Origin of the sequence: Vibrio sp. TBV020 (assembly GCF_046056895.1) — a bacterium.
Taxonomy (GTDB): domain Bacteria; phylum Pseudomonadota; class Gammaproteobacteria; order Enterobacterales; family Vibrionaceae; genus Vibrio.
Map to the genome: position 1 here is coordinate 2094401 of NZ_JBEEAQ010000003.1, position 21984 is coordinate 2116384.

12 protein-coding genes and 1 pseudogene are annotated in these 21984 nt (G+C 39.9%); 5 read left to right on the top strand and 8 right to left on the bottom strand.

Annotated elements, in window-relative coordinates; translation table 11 throughout:
* Position 1: 1 nt before the first annotated feature.
* The 4 genes from AAFX28_RS17620 to AAFX28_RS17635 form a co-directional block, all read right to left on the bottom strand.
* Complete coding sequence (locus AAFX28_RS17620; RefSeq protein ID WP_408689577.1) at positions 2-538, bottom strand: ABC-three component system middle component 1; 537 nt, start codon at positions 536-538, stop codon at positions 2-4.
* A 10-nt stretch (positions 539-548) separates the two neighbouring features.
* Positions 549-1901, bottom strand: a complete 1353-nt coding sequence (locus AAFX28_RS17625) for an ABC-three component system protein (RefSeq protein ID WP_408689578.1) — start codon at positions 1899-1901, stop codon at positions 549-551.
* A gap of 10 nt (positions 1902-1911) precedes the next feature.
* The gene (locus AAFX28_RS17630) at positions 1912-2955 is read right to left on the bottom strand and encodes a ComEC/Rec2 family competence protein (protein ID WP_408689580.1); all 1044 of its coding nucleotides are present in this window, start codon (positions 2953-2955) and stop codon (positions 1912-1914) included.
* Positions 2956-3399: 444 nt separating this feature from the next.
* Positions 3400-4263: a phage integrase N-terminal domain-containing protein gene (locus tag AAFX28_RS17635; RefSeq protein WP_408689581.1), complete on the bottom strand. Its 864-nt coding sequence runs from the start codon at positions 4261-4263 to the stop codon at positions 3400-3402.
* 770 nt (positions 4264-5033) lie between these two features.
* Here AAFX28_RS17635 and AAFX28_RS17640 point away from each other — a divergent pair.
* From AAFX28_RS17640 to AAFX28_RS17650, 3 genes are all read left to right on the top strand, one after another.
* Positions 5034-6686, top strand: a complete 1653-nt coding sequence (locus AAFX28_RS17640; protein ID WP_408689583.1) for a DUF262 domain-containing protein — start codon at positions 5034-5036, stop codon at positions 6684-6686.
* Between the two features lie 253 nt (positions 6687-6939).
* The gene (locus AAFX28_RS17645) at positions 6940-7788 is read left to right on the top strand and encodes a sce7726 family protein (RefSeq protein WP_408689585.1); all 849 of its coding nucleotides are present in this window, start codon (positions 6940-6942) and stop codon (positions 7786-7788) included.
* 19 nt (positions 7789-7807) lie between these two features.
* A complete protein-coding gene (locus AAFX28_RS17650; RefSeq protein ID WP_408689586.1) occupies positions 7808-8752 on the top strand; it encodes a sce7725 family protein in 945 nt (314 codons plus the stop codon).
* A gap of 128 nt (positions 8753-8880) precedes the next feature.
* On the opposite strand, the pseudogene AAFX28_RS17655 reads toward AAFX28_RS17650, so the two are convergent.
* Positions 8881-10137, bottom strand: a pseudogene (locus AAFX28_RS17655) (integrase).
* Between the two features lie 791 nt (positions 10138-10928).
* Between AAFX28_RS17655 and AAFX28_RS17660 the strand changes: the two are divergent.
* Positions 10929-11768: a class I SAM-dependent methyltransferase gene (locus AAFX28_RS17660; protein WP_408689588.1), complete on the top strand. Its 840-nt coding sequence runs from the start codon at positions 10929-10931 to the stop codon at positions 11766-11768.
* A 54-nt stretch (positions 11769-11822) separates the two neighbouring features.
* Here AAFX28_RS17660 and AAFX28_RS17665 read toward each other — a convergent pair whose 3' ends face one another.
* Complete coding sequence (locus AAFX28_RS17665) at positions 11823-13259, bottom strand: amidohydrolase family protein (protein WP_408689590.1); 1437 nt, start codon at positions 13257-13259, stop codon at positions 11823-11825.
* A 335-nt stretch (positions 13260-13594) separates the two neighbouring features.
* Between AAFX28_RS17665 and AAFX28_RS17670 the strand changes: the two genes are divergently transcribed.
* Positions 13595-15025 carry a hypothetical protein gene (locus AAFX28_RS17670; protein ID WP_408689592.1) on the top strand — a complete coding sequence of 477 codons (1431 nt, stop codon included), beginning with the start codon at positions 13595-13597 and terminating at the stop codon, positions 15023-15025.
* A gap of 230 nt (positions 15026-15255) precedes the next feature.
* On the opposite strand, the gene AAFX28_RS17675 is transcribed toward AAFX28_RS17670, so the two are convergent.
* Together AAFX28_RS17675 and AAFX28_RS17680 are read right to left on the bottom strand one after the other, a co-directional pair.
* A complete protein-coding gene (locus AAFX28_RS17675; protein ID WP_408689594.1) occupies positions 15256-16884 on the bottom strand; it encodes a mechanosensitive ion channel family protein in 1629 nt (542 codons plus the stop codon).
* 159 nt (positions 16885-17043) lie between these two features.
* Positions 17044-21978, bottom strand: a complete 4935-nt coding sequence (locus AAFX28_RS17680; protein ID WP_408689596.1) for an ATP-binding protein — start codon at positions 21976-21978, stop codon at positions 17044-17046.
* Between the last annotated feature and the right edge of the window lie 6 nt (positions 21979-21984).

Below are 21984 nucleotides of genomic sequence, written 5' to 3' on the forward strand. Positions count from 1 at the left end.
ATTATCTTAAAAAACTCTCAATCCATTCACTTCTTTGTACTCTAGATTTGTCAGTATTTGATATTTCTTTAATACTAGAAAGCAAATCCTGTGTTAAATCACTATAGTTGAGTTCAACATTTATTTCCTCATGCTGAGTAACTTCAATATCACTACCGAGGATCTTGTTGTTCAGAAAGTTGATTACTTCTTTCTCGTCATACGTAAACCCAGAATCTAATACAATTTTTCTCAAGAATAATTTATTGTTCTCAATCATGTACTTGATATCCCGATTAACAATGCCATCAAGAGCGAAAACAACATATACATTCCAAATCGAGAATTCAGAATCCAAATTACTAATATATTCTGTTCCAATATAGCTTACTATTTCTAACCAATTTTCGCGTAAGCTATCTTCACTATCAATTTTCACAAAAAAACAACTAAAATAGTCTTTATCACACTGTTCATATTTTTGGTATAGTTCTATTCTTATATCGCCAAAAAGACTAGAGTTTATTATCACGTCGTCGAGACTTACTTTACGAAACATAATATTCCTTTTAAGAAATTATTTTAGAATATTCTTCTCTAACAATACTTTCGAAATCATTTAATTCAAAATCTCTTGAGATGCTCCAATCATCGAACTTCTTCTCATTCTTAGTAAGACATTCTCGATTAAGAGCCCCTAGATCAATTAAATATCTATCATTTTCAGTATTTCGGTTTATATTATCGATAGCATGCCTATCTCTTCTATTTTTATTCGATATATTTCTTACATCACTTAGTTTTTTCAACCTTTTATTGTCAAACTTACACTCAATATCTTCTGCCAACGTTCTGACTACAATCGCACCATCTAACGACAATCCTTCATAGTGACCTTTTAAAATGTTTTCGACATGTTTTTTCCAAACCTTATTATCATCTATATACAATAACCTTCTATTTCTAAGTATTTCACCGACATAATCTAAATTAACCTCATTCGGTTTATCTATAATTATAGAAATAATCAATATTTCAAAAAAAGAACTCCAAAAACTTATATCTTTTGTATTCTTAGGAAAGTGCTTATTACAGTTTAAAAAAGATTCGTACTTATTTAGGATATCCAATGGTTTTAAATTTACGTTTTCCACTTCAACCGATTCAATCCCATGCTTTCTTAAACAATAGCAAACATCATCAAGCTTTTCTTCATCATCCCAGCTTTCAGTTAGTTGGAATACGAGCTCTTTAATATTCGCAAAGCTCGATAGATAATATGGCAATATTGGTTTGAGAAACTGATTGTTTCTTTTTTTTATCTCACATTCTAGAAGATCAATAAACTTCTCTACTGGAAATACTTCTATGTCACCATGAAACTCTTTTACAATATTACCAGATTTTTTGCTGCTAATAGCTCTAAGCTCATAACTTTCATTTCTAACGTCAGCATTAAATAAGGCACCTCCTGAGTATCCTACCAAGTTATCATAACTAACATTTTCGTTGGTTTTAACTAGCCAAGCTTCAGCCTCATACTTGTGGAAGTGATAGTCAATCGATCCTAGAAGTGCATTTTCTCCTTGTCTTCTGTCTCTAGGGTAACCTCGGAGTGTAAGTTTAGTATTGCTTAGAATGCTGTCAGTTACGATCTCGACATTAGATTTTAACCGTCTGTTTGTTACCAAAATTGCTATATCTAGCTCATCGCTAATGATTCGATCTACAATCTCGATGACCTCATTAGAGCCACTATATGTTCTAATATCACTATTAATATGATAACCCTTATTAGGATCATCAATGTCAATTTGAATATTGTGTCGCGCAGTTAATATATATGAGTAGTTGTCAGTGAATGGATTGACAATGACACCGCTTCCTTCTCTAACACGAACTATGTAACTATAATTATTCATTTTCTGTAAATCATACGTTGACGTTAGTTATTTCTTCAGTTTCAAAGTTGTATCTTTCTCTATCCTGACTTGAAATCTTGTTCTCTATTAAGTCTGGATAGTTAAAATAAAACTTAGGTTTTTCTTTATACTTTATTATCCTTGCAAGAGTTTCTTTATCAGGATGATCATGTCTGTTTCCATTTGTAGTAATAATAAATTTATTACAAGTTACCAAATTTAATAACTCCTGAGAGGTATTATTCTTGCTCCCATGATGAGATAATTTCATATACTCAGACTTTAGTTTGTTGCTTTCATTATATCCATGCGTTCGAATACCCTTTGCTATTTCTTTTGCATGAGCATCACCTAGTAACAGCACGGACTTGCCTTTATAAGTAAAATTAAACGCTATTGATATTTGGTTACACTTAGAGTTGTCTTGCAATGTTTCTCGACTATCAATTATGTCTTTGATAGAACGAATGTCTTTTTCACTCGACATATATCCAGAAGGATATTTTTCTTCCCAAGGAGCCACTCTTTTTGACAAATGTTCTAAAGATGGAGATAGAATTTCAAATTTGCAGCCAAATCGTTCCAGGACACCTTCAAAGTCAGAAGCTATAAGTTGATCATGCTTTATCCCTAGCTCGGTAATTCTTTCCTCCAACGTAATTCCTTCGGAGATACTAGTGTATTCAGATGCTCCTCGAGTTAAGCTAATTCCCTTACCATCAAACTCTTGCTTAAGAGTATCTGAGATTAACTTACCTGAGTTGAACCAGATTTCATCAGTCAAGCATGCTAAATAATCATCTGTTTCAAATGCAGAAAGTAAACCTTGGATATGGTCTCCATCTTCATGGGTTAATACTAAGAGGTCTATTCTTTGACCTTGCTTCTTAATTTCATCGAGAAACTGTTTCAGTTCCTGGTCCCGACGCATGTGTCGGAACGCCTCTTTAGGCCCGCCGTCGATTAAGATGTTTCTAAACTGCCCATCAAAATCTCCGCGTATAACTAGTGAATCGCCATGGAAGGCTTTTAAGACTCTAAGTTCAAAACTCATAATAACTACTTAAGACAGTCAATGTGATTTATATTATCTTCAAATACCATGCTTTTAACTACAAAGCCATGATATGAAACAACTTTTCCCATGATACTACATGTAAAAGGCTGTAAATTAAATCAGTCGTGTGGTTTGAGTAGTCAATAGCCTACTCTCAACTACTTCAATGTTACCGCTTTAAGCACCAACGGCTTATGAATTTGATTTAACCCCATAAGATTGGTCTTCGTTTTCATCATATACGGTGCCCCCTACTTTTTCCCCCTTACGCATTTCATTTAGCTAGCATTAATTCGAAGAAACTGAATTGATTTTCCTCCTCCAAATGATTGCGTGAACATGTGAGTTTAGATAAGCACTCAAAAACAAAATGTATGAAAACCAAAAAGTGTTCTAACCTAGAACACTTTTAAGATCGGTTGTTGGGATCTAACCGTTAGTTCAACGCCCTAGATAAACCGCAGTCACTTCCTCTCTGCTATGCCCTAGCTCTTCGCTTATGATCATTCTGGCTTCATAGTCACGCTGCTTGTCTGCACCACTCAACCCTTTCGTTGACGGGCCTCCCGCAGCAGGAGCTCTATTACCCGTCAACTCAAGGTATCGCTGGTGCGCATACGCATGCCTCAGGCCATGTGCACGATCTAGCCCCATCTTGATACACGCTCGTTCGTGTCTACCTAGGTGAGTCTTATACGTATCCTCTTTCGGTATAAGTGATCCATCCCCCACCCACTTTTTTATTGAATCGATGAGTTTACGCTGCGCTTGGGTTCTGACTGGTACGTTTCGGGGTCTAGCGCCTTTAGTTTTAGTCAGGACTAAGTGATCACCTTTATCCGAAAAGCGCAGTATTATCTTCATGCATTCTTCTCGGCGAAGACCAAAGGCGGCCTGTAATCTGAAACTCGCTTCTAAATAGCGGTTGTTGAGCCTAGATAACTGCTCAGTTGATATGTGGCGGGACCGATTGATGTTTGTGACGTAGTGGCGCTTTTCAATACCGAGAGATGCATTGTTAGCGGGTATAAGCCCAGGCTTGCCAATTTTTTCTGATAGCCATCTTAGATGAGACATTCGGTTTTTTATTGTACCAGCCGATAAGCCTTGCGATTGCCAATGAGTTAATAGCTTCACAGCGTGTCGACGGCCAAAGTTCTTTAGCTCTAAGTTTCGTACATTCAGCTCTTTCAGTTGACTGTCCACCAGCTTGAGCACTTTCTTTCTCTCTGCTTGAGTGGCTTTCGAGCCGTCTGGGTTTCGGTGTAGTAAACGGGTAATTTGGAAATAGAAATTAGTAGCCATGCGCTAACCCTCTTCTTGTTAAATGAAAAATAAAGAGCCGTATGTTGTCGGCTCTTTCTCTTGTCATTCGAAGATTCTTATTTCACGGGTACAGTAGTTAGGTACAATGCGATTTTAGATTAGTGTTGTTACTCCCGTTCATTTCGACAGAACGCCTATCACTTCTATGAAGCAATAAGGTAATGGAGTGAGACTACTGTGCGGTCAGAAATTCCGAACAATTGAATGACTGTAAGCCATGTGCAATTGCTTAATCCCCAGAAGCCCGTAGGGCTGGTGAGATAAGAATGCGCTGGTAATTAATTGGTTTCTTTTACAAGTAGGCTATGCAGCAATGGCTGCGTATTTAATTCCATTTCATTGTGTGCGATGAGTGCTGAGTATTCAAATTTGGTGACGCTCTCAGCGTCAGTTTTGTTTCGGTGTCATTCGATGGTAATTCTGAGAATCGACTCGGAAGGTAGTAATGGTGGGCGATGTCAGTCCTGTCACTCCTTGTTTGGAGTGACAGGACTAGTGAACAAACTCCGTACTGAATCTGATAGCAAAACCTTATATAGAACTTCATTCCAAGTTTTCATTATGTGACATGATATGCACATTGATTGTTAGCGCGCGTTGTGGCGCATAACTTCCTAAATGTAAAGATTAAACCTACGAAGCGACAGCTAAAAATAGTTACAACCAGTCTTTAAGCAAGTTCTGTATTCAACTAATCTAATATGCCATAATCCACAACAAAGATGTGTGTATTTCAATGGGTTGATATAGTGGAAGCTAAAGAGTGTAAAGTTCAGGATATTCTAACAGAAAACAAAAAGTACATCATACCTGCATATCAGAGACCATATAGTTGGAGTCCTGACAATGCAGAGCAACTAATCGATGATATCTATCAAAGTTTCCTGTCTGATGAGAATGAATACTTCATTGGCAGCATGATCTGCATTAACAAAGGTAACAACACCTTCGAGGTGGTGGATGGTCAGCAGCGTTTGACTACGCTGAGTTTAATTGTCTCTGAGCTAAAGAAACTTATTGAGTCTCAGGGGGTTAAAGATGACCTACAAAAGCGTATATTACCAATCGACGTATACTCTGATGAGACAGATGAGCCTCGTCTAGTAGTACGAAAAAAGGAACATGACTTATATAAGTTTTTTATCCTTCAAGATAAAAAGGAGTACAAGCCAGAGAAGCCTACTGGAACTGAACAATTGTTTATAGATAATGCCTCTGTAGTGAGAAAATACTTATGCGATAAAGAACAAGATGATCTTAGAAAAATAGCAAAGTATATACTTCAGAATGTATTTATTGTATTTGTCCAAACTGATGATTTTGCATCTTCTTTTCGTCTCTTCAATGTGTTGAACAATCGTGGATTACCTCTTAGTAATGCGGATTTGCTCAAAAATACTCTCTTCGAATCTGCTTCGTCGTTAAAGAAAGATTCAAGCCAAATCGAATCTGCATGGTCTCAGATCGAAGACATGGTAGGTGTAAACAAACTAGATAAATTTTTAACATTACACAAACTATCGGAAAAGAAAGATCGTGACCGTGTTTTGCAAAAAGGACTAGATTCTTTTGTTACAAGCCTCCAAAGTGATTTTGGTGGCGATGCCGTAGAAATGTCATTGATGCTTGTTAACTCTGCAAAAAATTATACCAAGTTGATAGAGATAGAGTTTGATAACTTAACTTTAAAAAGAAAAATTGCTTCGCTTACAAATCTTGCGACTGATGAATGGATTCCACCTGTAATGGCATTTATTAATCGAATGACGAGAGAAAGCGACTTGAGTTGGTCTGAGTTCAGTGATTTTGTCTCAGCATTTGAAAAAGTCTACATGCATGGGTGGCTGAAGAAACAAGTTAAAAGCCAAAGAGAAATGGTCTGCTATTCCGCTTTAGTAGCAATCAACAATGGAAAGTCGTTTGAAGAGATTATTGAGCATGTTAATCAACATGCTGACAATCCAGGGTTCATTGAAGCATTAGATCAGGACTTGTATGAACCTAGACCGAATCAAGTTAACTTGATAAAAGCTATTCTTCTGCGTTTGGACTTAGAGCAGCAGGATGAAAGTGTTATAAAAACGTATACAGGTCGAATTACAATCGAGCATATATTGCCTCAGAAGCTAGCTAATGAATACTGGACTTCAAGGTTTAATTCAAATGAACATGCTATGTGGTTGCATAAGTTAGGTAATCTAACTTTAATAAGCGGTTCGAAGAACTCAGAAGCGCAAAATAGTGATTTCGATAAAAAGAAAACGGTCTATGAGAAACTAAATAACAAGAGCTCTTTTGATCTTACTAGAGATATTTGCAAAGTGACTGAATGGGATATGTTTGCATTAAAAGAACGTCATGATTTGTTAAAACGTGCTCTCACCAATCTTTGGTTGGTCTGATAATACTGGTTATAACAATCTGTTTAATAGTGATTCGCAACGCTTGGCATTATTGCTATGCGTTGCGTTTTGTGTTTAAGGTGGTATGCGGAAGCTTCGTATTGCGTTGCTCACACCTTAACAGGGCGTTAAGCTGCTGAGGGGATTCTACTGTAGCTTAATCTGAGTGATTTTTCATAGGTGGAATGCTAAGATCTTATGTGAGCGAGTTAATTAGTTATAGGTTTATTCTAATGATGGTACAGATGTCAAAATGAACAATTCAGAAAGGCATACGATCACAAATCTCTTTTCTAAAAAGTCTATGATGGCACTTATGGACGAAGAGAGTAATGATAGACTTAAACTCTTGATGGCTAGACACTTACACGAAGATGGTTTGACTTTGTGGGAAGCTTTTGAGCATCTGTACAAAAGGTTGGTGAAAGAATATCGAAATGAGTATGTGTACAAAAATGCCATCGCTGAAAAAATAGTTAAAGGTCGCCACAAAATGGCAAATGTAGCGTACTTCACTGAGTTTCGAGTTCGGAAGACTATAGCTGATTGTGTCGTTGTTAATGGCTGCTCTACAGCATATGAAATCAAAACTGAGTTTGATACTTTCTGTCGATTGAAGCATCAGTTGGAAAGTTATAGGCAAGTTTTTGAAAAAGTTAATATTGTTGTTCCTGAATCCAAGCTTTCAAAGCTGAAGAGTGAGGTAGATGATAGCATCGGTATTCTCGTGCTCACAGACCGCTACACATTCGAGGAAGTTCAACCATCGAGTATTCATACTGACTTATTGAAACATGATCTAGTTTTTGATTGTTTAAATAAAAATGAAATATTCGACATTGTATTAACTCACTTTGGTGAATTGCCGCAGGTAAAACCTGCGTTTGTCAGAAGTGAGTGTAAGAAAATGTTCGAAGCTTTACCTAAAGAAGTTGTTAATGCTGAATTCAAAAAAGCTCTAAAACAACGAGAGCATTATGGAAAGCATAAGGAGACCTTATCAAAGTTTCCTAACTCTCTGTTATCTTTGATATGTACATCTAATTTTTCTGAGGAAAACTATGGCATCATGTTGCATAGTCTAAAGCAACAATTTTCATAATAAATGAAGAGGTGTCGGTATGTACTTTCCGTTATTACGAGGGAAGCAAAATGAGCTCCTTGCTCTCAGGGAGTGTGTAGGTAAACTTTCAGAAAGTGGAAAGGTTGTACCGATAATTGAACCTGTAACTAAAGGTTTTTCTCCTGTATTGAAATGTATCAATACATTGTGTGATAAGAATGTTGAGCACATTATTGTTTTCAACTCTCAAAATGGTGATTTAGGGAAATCTCCCAAGCAAATGACAGCATTGGTAGATGAGATAAAATCTAAAACACAGTCTCAACATTTTGCGTTTATATTAAATAGTTCAACAAAAGCTAGCGAAATCAATGACTTCTTAGCTAGTATCGGTAAACGAAAGTTTTCTTTCATTCATAATGCTTCATTTTCAGATCCTAAGTTCTTGTTTAGTATTTCTTCGAACGTAAACTTTTGTCATCATATTTTCATCGACTCCAACGTAAGTCGTTCTTATAAGCAGCAATTTAACGACTTTTCAAGAGTTAACATTTCAGATTGCTTCCGTTCGGTTAGCAAAAATTCTGAATATGCCGACCCTAACCACGAATTTTACACAGATGCGCATCTAAACTATATAACGGATGGTTTTTCGGGCTTTGGAGACTATACGACGTTATCTGAGCGTTTCAAATCAGGTGGTTTTCAGCCATATACGGCAGCTTTACATCTTACACATGAAGTTACTGACACTGGTGATATCTGGGTTCGTCACTTCTTATCTGAGGTGTACGAGTACCCAACATCAGATCAAGCAGCTTTGATCCATGAGGCCTTACCTGAAATGGTGGCATTTATTAATGAGTTCAAAGATTACTTTAGCTTCTCTGAAGCAATCAAAGAAATTATTGATATTGATAACGAGGGACGTTCAACTAATCTCGGTTACATGAAAAAGCTAGCGATAAAACATCATATTGAATTGTTGCTGAAAATCTTGTAAAGACCTGAAAAACGCAGCTTAGTATCAAGTTTGAAGTGCGACAACAATTAGCAAAATTACACCGCCATTTTTCCTAGTCAACTCTTCAATATAATCTTTCTGATCTGCTTAGATGAAGAGCTATTGCACTAACTCACTTTTGGCTGAACCTCAATCGCTGGAACCTGATTCCAGCGAATATCATTTTCTCTCGTGTATATCCTCGTTGTATCAGCATTAGCATGAGCCATCCGTTCGGTTGCGCTTATGCCCTGCTCTTCAATCATTCTGGCCGATAAACCTCGAATCTCGTGATAAGTAGGTCGAAGAGATTTCTTAAGGTGATCGTATAGGCCCAAAGAGTCTCTTACTTTGCTGAACTCTTTACTGATATTGTGGTGGTGAACCTGATAAAGATGGTCAGTTTCCTTAGAGATACCTCTTTGTAATTAGCGAGGCTTTCTATGCACGACGTATGGGCAATGCAGCCTTGAGGTTTTCGACAGATCGACAATGTCTTTTATCGCCTGAGTAACTGGAATTGCTACCGCTGAAGTCTCCGACTTTTGGACTTTCTGACGGTGGATATAAAGCGTTCCGTAAATGGGTTGGCCGTCAATGTAATCCACCCTACCCTCTAGGTTCCACAGAATGCCGCATACACCTTCTCTTGGCTTCTTGATTCGATAACGCAATCGGTAGATTTCTCGCACAGCATGAGTCGTCTCTAGGGTTAAAGACATTGCGACTTTCAAGAACAGTGGTGCCGCTTCATAGATCTGGAGATAACTTTCATAATCTAAGTTGTGACGCGCTTTGGTGTAATCCTCTTTCGATAAACGTCGCTGTTTCTTGTTAAGAACAAAGTTACTCTCTATCGCACTCTCATCAGCCAAATAGGAAAATATCTTTTTCAGATTGCTGATTTTTCCATTTAGCTGTCGATTATTGAGCTCAGCATAGTATTTACCAATGTGCTCATTGATATGCTGTAACTTCAGCGATTTTGTTAAGCACTTACCCATGTGCTCTTCCAACCTTTCGCAGTCACGTTCTAAGTTTCTAAAGACGTCTTTAGAGAGCTTCTCTTCCGCTTTGACACGGGCCAACACGACAGGAAGCCAATCCTTTAATGGCTTATTGAACTTATCTCTACGCCCTTTTGATATAGCTCTTTGAAATTGGGTTGGCTCATTAAGATCGAAGTCTTGCGTCAATTCCGGCCTGTGCTGCATGTTATAAACATACGCCGCTTGAATCGCCTCTTGCTCAGTTGTGCCACTAGGGAAAAGTCGCTTAACACCTTCAACTGTCGTAAAGCGAAAGCGAAGCTCTCCCCTGTGGCTCATTCGTACAAGAAATGCTGGGTAGTGAGCCGTTTCTTTACTTCTTGCTCGACCTACCATCACGACTCCAGAAATCTGACTAATTCTGAAATACGATCTGCTGGGTTGCCTATATCCTCATCTATACAGACTAGGTATCGGCCTGTGGGGGTTCGAGTACCGCCCAGCTTCCCAATTTTTATCCAGTTAATGATTGTGGCGCTGCACATACCAGATCCAGGATAAAACTCCTCAATGTACTGACTCGGTCTCAAGTATCGGATTGCCATGTTCTTCTCCTCACATTTCAAATAATGAAAATTGCTTAAGAAAAACTATGCATGAAATTTTCGGTAAGATTTGTTTTGAGCGGCAATTGGCCACAAAAGCAAATGAAGAGGAGATACGTTAAGTGGCCGATGTCAGTCGCTATAGGGTGGACTTATACAGTAGTAGCAAAATTACAACCAATTGATTTATAAGCTTTTACCAATTCGAGCATTTTCGCATTTAAGACGTCACTTTAAGATACGAAATGCTCTATAAAGTAATGAAAACTTTAAAAATCAATACCCTATAATTGTGCTTACTACCAACATCGGGGTTTCACCGTTTTCGAGCTCCCAAAAACGCGCTCAGACCTTGTCTATTCACTGTGACAAGACATCTAATACCGTTCCCACCAGCTAATTGACTCAATTCATAAGTTAATATACTCTCCGCCCGATTTTCACTTTATCTAAGGAGGCCTTTGCAATGATTATCAATGAAATAACTACTTCTTTAACGCGTCCTTACTGCATTTTAGGGTAATTACCTACCCTGTAGTTTGTTGTGAGGACGACAATTAATTCATTGTCGGAATTACAAAAATGTTTAAAAAAATTAGCAAAGCAACCACTAAACCTGTGGTTTGGTCTGAATATACCGCTGATGTTCTATGGACTGATGAACATATAGCAAAGCAAATGTTGGCTTTTCACCTAAACCCAGATTTAAGTCTTGCCTCTAGAACCGCTTCTTTCATTGAAGAGTCTGTTTCATGGTTGGTTTCTGAGTTTAAGTTAGATGAGAACTCTAAAGTCATCGATTTTGGTTGCGGCCCGGGGCTCTATACACATCGTTTTAAAGCGAAAGGTGTTGGTACAGTTGTTGGTTTGGATTTCTCGAAGAACTCCTTGAAGCATGCTTCTAAGCAAGCAGAACTCGCCAACCTTGCTATCGAATACAACTATGGCAACTATCTTGAATTTAACGATTCACGAAAGTTTGATTTGATTACATTAGTGATGTGCGACTTGTGTGCTCTCAATCCGGAGCAACGTGCGGAACTATATAGTAAATTCAAGTCATTGCTTGCTCTAGATGGTTCTATTGCGCTTGATGTCTACACCGCAACGAGATTTTCCAATCAAAGCGAATCTTTAAACCTTGAGAAAAACTCTATAAATGGTTTCTGGAGTGATACAGACTACTGGTGCATTCAGTCTTCATTTAAATATGAGGATGAGAAGGTTACCTTAGATCAGTATGTTATCTCTCAAGAAGATAAAGAATGGACGGTATTCAATTGGCTTCAACACTTCACTCTTGAAGAACTAAGTCAAGAACTAGACGCTCACGGCCTTGTTATTAAGAAAGCGTACAGTGATCTTAGAGGTACACCTCTGGCCGATGGTGATGAGATGGCATTAGTGATTTGTCACAAATAACAGACACATAGCAACAAGGGGCGCAACGTGACGCCCCTTTTTTATCACTCTACCTTAGAGAGTGTTCTTAAAGATTTTGCCATCTTTCATGATGAGGTCCATTTCTGTTAGGTGAGAACCATCTTTTTGAGCGTCATTGGCCTCGCCAAACCAAGTATCACGACCACCGACTAGGGTAATATCTTCTAGCGGGTTACCGTCAATCAGTAGAATATCTGCATAAGCACCGACTTCAATCACACCAAGTTTGGCATCTGAGTATGGGTCAATCCACGGCTGCATTAACTCTGCAGAAATTCGACCTGACGTTGATGTCATTGCACGCAATGCTGAGAAGTTGCCAAACATATCCGCGTTTAACCAAATCTCATGAGCAATTTGCTTCGCACAAATATCAGCCGTACCCACACAGTCTACGTTAAACGCACGGCGGTCAAAGCCTGCGTCTTCTGCAGCCTTCATTTCTTTTTGATAACTACCAAAGGCCGCCTGTGCCGATGCGAGCTTCTTCTGAATCAGCGGGTCTTGTACTACAGGGATCGTCGCAAGATCTGGTGAGAACGCAGTTAGGTTAGTCGCAATGAACGCGCCTTCTTTGTTGAACTTCTCTGCCATATCCGCTTTAAACATAAAACCGTGCTCTAGCGTTTTTACGCCAAGGTCGAGGGCTTGATGCATCGCTTGTTCAGAATACACGTGAGTTGCAACATAAGAACCGTACGACTCGGCAATCGCTACTGCTGCTTTCATCTCATCATCTAAGTATGAGTTGTACTGCCACGGATCAAACTTCGACGATACCCCACCCGACTGGAACACCTTAGTAAATTGTGCCCCCTGTCGGTATTGATAACGCGCTTGTTTCTTAATTTCATCGACCCCATTAGCATTGGTCATAATGTTTAGGATTTCTAAATTCTGTGGAGAATCCGTTAAACGACGTGATTGTAAGCCGACATCAGCATGTGAACCAATAGGTGCGATTGGCGCACCAGAGGCATAGATACGCGGTACTTCTTTTAAGCGGCCGTCTCTTTCCATATCAGTCCAAGAACCATCAGCACCACCAACATCACGAATCGTACCAAAACCCATATCTAAGTACATTTCTGCAAACTCTTGACCGTGAATCGCAATTTCAGTCCAGCGCATGTCATCAGTACCTAACAGACCTTTAGGGATCGTTAAGTGCATGTGAGCGTCAATAAGCGCTGGCATTAGTGTTCGGCCTTCACCGTCAATTACCTTTGCGTCAGCCGGAATGTCTGCACCACCTTTAGTGATGGCCGTAATCTTATTCCCGGTAACGACTACAGAGTGATTGCTGTACAGTTTATTTTCAGTTCCGTTGAAAATATTAACGTTCTTAAATACAACGACTTGAGGCGCTTCAACTGCAGTAGGCGCAGCTTCTGGTGCTGGGGCAGGCGCAGCGATTGAGTAAGCGGCTGTCATAGCTAAAGATGCGGCAATCAGTGTTTTCTTGAACATAAAATACTCTCTTAGTTAGTAGTGGTGCTCTGAAATCTGGCGCCATATTACCTACCAACTAAAAGAGAAAATTGCCATTTGGTGACACACTAATTAAATACTAAAACTCCCTTCTAAACGAGAGCGGCCTATTTAAATAGCATCTATATAAGCCCAAATATTCACAGAACTATCTACAGGACCAACAATGCAACAACAAACAACACTCAAACAAATGGATAATAAGAACTTAGATTGGATATTTTAGGTGATTATATAACTTATTATTTTTATTTTTGATTTAGCGCAACCTCTATCTGACACTTATCCCTCCAATATAAGCGTGAGATAAGCACATGAAACCTATAAACTTAACCTTATTAACCATCAGTGTGATGACAGCTACACTTCCCTGCTCCGCTAACATGATCTCGGAGAACAAAAACGAAGTTAAATTAATTTCTGCACCTGAATTTGCCTCTTCAAGTAGCAATGCTTGGATATATACGGACAAATTTCGCTACTACAATGAAATGCATGAGTTTGCATTTGATGGCATTACTCATGAATACTCTCAAGACCATGCCAAGAATACTTACTGGCGACCAAAAGGAGAGAAAAACGAATGGATTGCACAAACTTTTCCGGAACGTAACCAAGTCGTGAAATACAGCATCATTGCTGAACATTCGGGGATGCACCCTACTCATTGGCAACTTCAAGCCAGTTTAGATAGCCAAGAGTGGGTTACGTTGGATGAGCGTATAGATATCGACTTTGGCTCAAGAGAAGAGAAGTCTTATCAAATCCCCGCAGAAATACAAGGCAAATACAATGCATATCGTCTGTTTATCCCAGAAAGCCAACATTCTATTGGCATTTCCGAGTTTAAACTGTTTGCAGATGACTCAGGAGAAGATGTTAAACCAGAGCCTCCTGTTGAGCCGGATAGAATCGCAATTTCTGATACCGACAATTACGTCACGGTAACCCTAAACCAAAGTGAGTTCGGTTCTTGGAACTCTGTAGGTCTCAATGCAGGCTCACATGCGAAAGAGTTGACGAATGAAATCTATAAGAAGTTCAATGACGACTTCGACTTCATTATCTATATCATGAACAATAACACTAGGCCGAGCGGTATGCCCTATGGTGAGTTCTCAATGACGAAGAACGATACTAGTGGTATAGGCTTGAGCGATTTTGACATAACTAACGAGTATGGCTCACATGGTAAACTGCAAGGTGTGATCGGGCTTTACGCTTCAATGAATGAGGTTAGCGTTCTAAAAGCTCTTCATCTAGACGCTTCTTTACATGAAATTTTTCACCGTTGGGGAAACTGGATTGTCAACGATGGCGCTCCTGGTCACTGGGCCAACGTGGATGGTGTGCTCAGTAATTCAAGCACTTTCGCACCAATTGAATTGTACCTTATGGGCTTAATTTCTAACCCTTATGGTGCTGATGCTAATCTATGGGATAGCGAAAGCAAAATTGTATACAAGATGTGGGAAGCGGATAAAGATCGTTTCAAGCCCCGCACTCCTACAGTAAATAAATCACAGAAGCAATTTCGTTCACTGGTTGTTTTGCTCACTGAGGAAGGGAATCCAATTGATGCATCAATGGCAACACGTTTAAGCTCGAATATTGAAAATTTCCAAAGAACGGACGGAAAACATAAGGTTTACTCATCCGTTAATGTTGTAAGTAGAAACTTTTGGAATGCTTCACGTGGATTAGCGACCATGAAACTAGACGGAGTATCAGCTACATTGAAGTAACACCACGAAGCTAAAACGATAAGGAATTACTACGGCCAGATGTATTTAATTCCATCTGGCCTTTGTTTATATGGACATCGAATCACTATTTATAGAGAACAATGGAGTATCGATGGCGCTGTACAAATCACACCGAGAGTCTCTTTTGAGGAACAAACGGCTTCGTTACAATGTGCCTAAGCACCCATAACGAAGCCATTTTTGATCATGATAAAGACTTAGACGCTCAACTAATCATCCATCTTTTTTTCTTCAACCGTGTGGGTATACAAATGAACATCTCTTTGTGGGAATGGAATCGAGATACCCTCTTCATCTAGACGTTTCTTAACTTTTTCCGTTACGTCCCAATACACATCCCAGTAGTCATCGGTTTTAACCCAAGGGCGAACAACGAAGTCGACGGATGATTCATTCAGCGTATGCAGTTTCACCATTGGCTCAGGTTCTGGCAATACGCGCTTATCACTCGCTAAAATCTCGGTAAATACTGCTTTCACTTTATCAATATTGTCTGAGTAACCTACACCAAACACCATATCAACTCGGCGTACTCGTTCTGCGGTAATGTTGTTAATCACATCACCCCAAATTTTGTTATTCGGTATAACAAGTCTCTGGTTATCTATAGTCTGAACGGTAGTAGAAACCAAACTCATATTTTTTACCGTACCTTGAATACCGGCAACTTTAACCATGTCTCCCACATCATAGGGACGATAGATCAAAATCATTAATCCTGAAGCAAAATTAGATAGAGTGTCCTGAAGTGCAAAACCAATGATGACACCAGCAACACCAAAACCAGTCAACAGCGGAGCCAGTTCAATACCAATTTGCGACAACGCAACAAGTAAACCAACAAAGATAACCGCTTTAGATGCGACAGAGACGAAGAAGTCTTGCATTAACACGCTAAAATCCATTTTAGAATGTTTAACGCTACGTCGAACACCTTTGCTTACCACTCGAGAAAGGACTCTCGTTCCGTAGAGGATCGCTAAGAATAGGCACAGCTTCAGGAACATCGAAGGCGTATTTTCAAACGCCCAAGATTTGAAAGAAACAAGCCATTCTTCAAACAAGCCAAACGCTACATCGACATCAAGTACGTCGGCGTTAATATCACCCGTTGTGGCTAAAAGAAGTTGTTTGTAATCAGTACCATCAACACCCAGGTCTTCCATCAATGTCACTGTTGTTTGAAGGCTAATCACTGTCATAGCTATGCGTTCGTTGAACCTAACGATCTCTTGGTCCAGGGCTTCTTTTTCAGCCGCGCTGACATAACCTAAGCGTCGCTCCACCTCACTTTTTTGCGATCCTACATACAAGATCGCGTTTGATAGAAACTCAGCACGCTCGCTTAACGCACCTTTAAGCTTCTCTTTCGTACTCGACACATCAATTTGCAGCTGGTCAGCAATAACAAACGTTTCAGCAAGCTGTTCGTAGTAGGTATCCATAATACCGATACGCTTTTGTACCGCGAGTTCTGCGTGAATCTTATCCTCGCCCTCAGCCCCCCTAGCCTGTTTGGCAATGTCCGTGATGCTACCGCTGCTGAGATTAATCAGAGAATCTAATAACGCAATCTGGCTCAAGACAATTTTAGATAAACGTTCATCACCAGAATTTTGCTGAACTTCAGTCTTTAATTGTTCACGGAGCGTTTCATTTTTTCGGCGTAAGACGTCTTCCAAAAAAGAGCGTTCACTCTCATGAGCTTGCGTTAAAGTAACAAAGTCATTGGATAGCTTCTCTTGATGAGAGGCCAGTTTTTCAATACTCGCCTGCGCATTCATAGAAACCAAAAGTAGCAGTAGACTGCCAAAAAACAGTTTTAGCTGTGAGTACATAATTCACCTATAAGTGATTAGCATTTAAATAAAAGTAATAGAAAGGTGGTGAATGAATTATAATCATCCGGATAAAACGAACTTACCAATTTACGCCACATTGCGTGAATAGAGACGCCGGATAAATAGCCGAGCCCAAAACATCTGATCTCGCTGTGACTAGCCCTCTCGTTTCAGCTTGTTCAACATTTCCAAAGCGTTCTCGAACTCATAGTCTTCAACAAGATCAATAATAGGTTGAAGCTGATGACCGTAGTTAGGGTGCCACTCTTTCAACTGATTTAAGCGTTCCAAAGCCTCAACATCATAATTTTCTAACAAATCAGCTAGCGTTGTAAGCTCCTCATTTAGAACCGAATTTAGATCCTCGCTGTCCGTCGCATTTTCTTCATTATGAGCAGCCTGCTTGCTTTCTATATTGGTTCTCTGCTCTCGATATATTTGTAAGTGCTCGCGCAGTACTTCAAGCGCTTCACTCAATTCAGTCAAACGTGTCTCAACATCGTCCATATCTTGTGATTGTTCGAAATAACCTTCTAGCGACGCAAAAATGTGACTCACACTGCTCGCACCAATTGCTCCCGAAGTACTTTTTAATGTATGAGAAAAACGCACCAAAGGTTCTAAGTCTCCTTTGGCTAATAATGTTCGGTATTCATCGATGATCGAATCGATTTGTTCATCAAACCTTGAAATGAGTTTATTAAGTAATAATTCATCATGGTTGCAGTACGTTAACCCTAGTTCGATATCCAGCACGACACCTTGCTTAGCCGCATTCGAAAGCACTGGTTCAACTTCAAGCAACGACGCATCGACACTATCACTCTCTATCCAACGACTGAGCGTTACTGCGAGCCTATTGATAAGCACAGGTTTTTCCACGAAATCATTAATACCAATCTTGGTGGCTTTATTACGCACATCATCTAATACGTTCGCAGACATCGCGATAATCGGAACATTCGAATCAAGCTGACGAATGTGCTTCGTCGCTTCAAATCCATCCATCACCGGCATTTGTAAGTCCATAAGAATCGCGTCGTAAGTTTGCTTGCGTACTTGTTCAATCGCTTCTAAACCGTGGTTAGCGACATCAACATTGGTATTCAGTTTATCTAGGAAGGCCAGAGCAAGCTCTTGGTTGGTTTCGTTATCTTCAACGAGCAAGATCCTCGCCTGTTTTAAATCTAAATCTATTGAGCGGTGGATGGTGTAATCATCATGGTTAAAGCTTACATCTGCTAACGGAAAACCCAGCTCGACACTAAAACAACTCCCTTTGCCTAACTCGCTCGATACGACAATTCTCCCGCCCATTGTTTGGACTAACTTACGGCTAATGTTTAGCCCTAATCCCGTCCCACCATACTTACGAGTCGTCGAAGCATCTGCCTGAGAAAAAGCTTCGAATAAATTACGTTGCTGCTTTTCACTGATCCCGATTCCAGTATCACAGACATTAAAACGCAATGTGGCTCTATCCTCTGTCTTGTCAATGACTGACACATTCAGTGATACCGAACCAGTGTGAGTAAATTTAACCGCATTCCCCAAAAGATTAAGCAAGATTTGATAGACACGTACTGAATCACCAACTAAACCATCTGGCACATCAACATCTGACGTCAAATCAAGCGATAGTGATTTTTCCCTAGCGGTAATTGAAACAATATCTTCCAACTCTTCTAGTACAGAATGTAATTTGAAAGGCACCGACTCAATAGTGAGCTTACCCGCTTCAATTTTTGAAAAGTCCAATATGTCATTAATGATGTTTAACAACGATTCCGCAGAGCGATGAACCTTTTTCACATAGTTTTTTGCTGGCAGACTTTGCTCTTCTTGCAAAGCGAGATACGACATCCCCAAGATCGCATTCATCGGCGTTCGTATTTCATGGCTCATATTCGCTAAAAAGTCTGATTTCGCTTCATTCGCCGCTCCGGCATCAAGCATCGCTTGTTCAAGTTGAATATTCAGCGCTTTCTGTTCAGAAATATCGTAAGCCCAAAATAAAGTCGCAAGTGAGTCTTGGTATTTAATTAGATAGTAGCTGGTAAGAGCGGTAAACTCGCCACCGTGCTGTTTATGCAGGCTGAGTTCCAAGTTCACAACACTGCGATTAACAGACAGCTCTCGATATATTTCTTCCCGAATAGCGACTTCCGGATAAATTGAAGTTACATCTAAACTATCAACGTCATCTCGGGAGATTTCAAACAGCTCTAACGCTCGCTCATTGGTATATATGACTTTCTCATGCTGTATTATTGCAGCGGCAATAGGAGAAGCGTTCAAAACCCCAATGATCTGTTCTTGCATATGCTCAGCAGCGGCTCTTGCTTGCTTAGTATGATTGACCTGAGCTTTTAGCCTGCGATTCCAAGCAATGCTGATAATCAACACTATTGCCGAAAACACCACTACGGTATAAACAAGTTCATAGTTCGTCTTGTCGATAAACTTAGGTGCAGTCCACTTGGAAATAATGCCGTTTTTCTCATCTTCGGGGATCGCTTTGACGGCTTTTTCGATGATTGCGTATAACGTTGATTGAGTCCTCATAGTATGAAACGTAGGTGACACTAGATAATCAGATCGCCCAATAATCCTCATATCTCGATATTCGTTTGTGTTGATTAAATAATTCAGGACATGAACCGTATCGACCATCGCATCCAATTGCTTATTGGCGACCATTTCCAAACCTTCTAAGGTATTTTCAACCAATACCCAATCAATGCTCGGGTACTTCTCGATTAACTTACCTGTATTCGACGCTCCCTTTAAAATCCCGACTTTCCACTGATTTAAATCCGTAAGAATTGCCCCACTGATATCCGCCTTTGATGCAATCGCGAGAGGGCTAGAGAAGATCTTCGTACCAGCCTGATAGTCAACCAAGAATGACTCATTTTCTCGCGCCGCAGATAACAGAGATACGTCTCGATTTTGAATGATTTCTTCGCTTTCGCTCCAGTGGCTGACCAATTGTGGTTCAAACGTTAGGCCTGTTTTCGCTTCAATAACATGGAGAAATTCAGCGATCATCCCTATGTATTCACCTTCATCATTAAAGGCTTCATACGGGAGCGCTTTTGGATCAACCGCGACTTTATGGATAGGGTTATCCTTAATCCACGCCAGCTCATAGGGCGTCAGATTGAGTATCTGCCCTGTAAGATCGTTCTGCTCATAAACCTTTGAAATATATTTAAATTCTTTATCACTGAAACTACTAAAGAAACTCAGTGAAGGCAGGTAGGCATAATCAGACTCTGCAACTTTAAAGTTAAAGTAGAATGTCATCACGCCCACTTTCACCGAACCTGTCTCCGACTGATAAACACTATCTTTCGTAACACTCACATAGTTCGAGCGATCAAAATCTAGAGCGGCTTTCACTCCTTGCTCGGTGGCGATTAGGCTATAAAGCAGGTGATCATTGTTCTCATCAAATATTTCTATCGCGGCGATATCTTGCGGCAAATCGTATATACCGAGTGCACTTCTTAGCCCTTCAAGATCGTTTGAAAATAGATAATAAGCCGATATTTGCGCAATGATGTCTGCCCGCTGAATCTGTGGTCTAAAGTCAGATTCGATGTGGCTATTGACGAACTTTCTCATCGCCTGTTTGTTCGAGATGAGCTCTTCTAACGAAGCGTTGAATTTGTCACGAAGCTTACTGTCTCTCCATTCAACGAAAACGGGATAAGTTTGCGAAAACTCTCGGTGAATCTGAATAGAACTTCTGTCGAGATCACTTTCATGCTCCAAGTACCAATCAAGCACTCTTTTTTCCACCAGAATCGCATCGACATCATTATTCGCCAAAGACTCAAATGCTTCTTGAAGTGAGTTTAACTCGACAGTATTAAGTGGAGCCACCTGCTTAACAAAGGCATTGAAGGCCTTCCTGCTTGGCGACGCTCCTTGTTGAATAATGGCACCTAAGCGCAAAGAGTCATTGCTAGAAAAGTCTTTTAGGTTAAGGTCCCGTCCGCGGATCGAGACCACGATATATTCAAGGTCGATAGAAGGAAGGCTATATCGGCGCTCCCCAGTAAATTTATTGGTGATGCCCGAATTAAAATCAAGTTCGGCGTTTTTCTCTAAAATGTTATACCTAGTTGAAATCGGAGCTCTATACACATCCCCAATTTGATAGCCCATATTGCTAAACACTTTTTGAAGAAAAGAGTATTCCAGTCCGATCGCCGCCGATTCAGCATACATATAGGGAGGATTCCCGTAATCAAACGCACCATCTAACTTTATTCGATATGGGTTCCCTTTTAGCCATTCGCTCATAATATTATTTTGAGTTCGATAGCTAATTTGAGCCAAGGCTTTGTTTAAGATGCGCTGAAGAATAGGTATTTGCGGTGTGATTACTAAGCTGGCTTCTCGATCTTCCCAACCCTGAACTTGGCTATTAGGTTTGATATTCTCAACACCTAACCTTTTCACCACCTCCATGGTAGAGACTGTTTCTGCAATTATTCCGAATACCTCACCTTGCGAAATTGCCTGTATGGCATCTTGCTCATTTGAATAACTTTTGGTTTTTATATTTGGATAGAGTGTTTTAAACCAAGTTGTCATCTCAGCGCCTTCGACAACCGCTATAGTGAGTGGTTTAAGCTGAGTAGCTTGAGTAACGGTAACGGCACTAACCTGCGAGATGAGTTTTCTTTGATATGGCAAATAAGGATCTGAATAAACGAGCTTTTGCTTAGCCTTGTTGTTTGGAAAACCAACTGGATAGACATCAAGATTACCTTCAGCCAGCTTTACATAAGCTTGCGTAGCATTTTGGACAAATTGATATTCTATTGCTAACCCAGTAATCGAACTGATCTCTTCAATATACTGAGCAACAATCCCATCTACTTCGCCTCGGTTGTTAACAAACATAAACGGGTACTTGTCTTTAAGAACAGCGACCTTTAAGACTTGTTTCTTTTCCATCCATTGCAACTCTTCAAGGGTAAACTCATTGGCAGAATCCGCCCATGACAAAGAGGAAAATAGATAAAGTAAACCAACAGCCAACCAATTGTGTGCGTTAGAAAGGTTCAGAAGCATACGGTT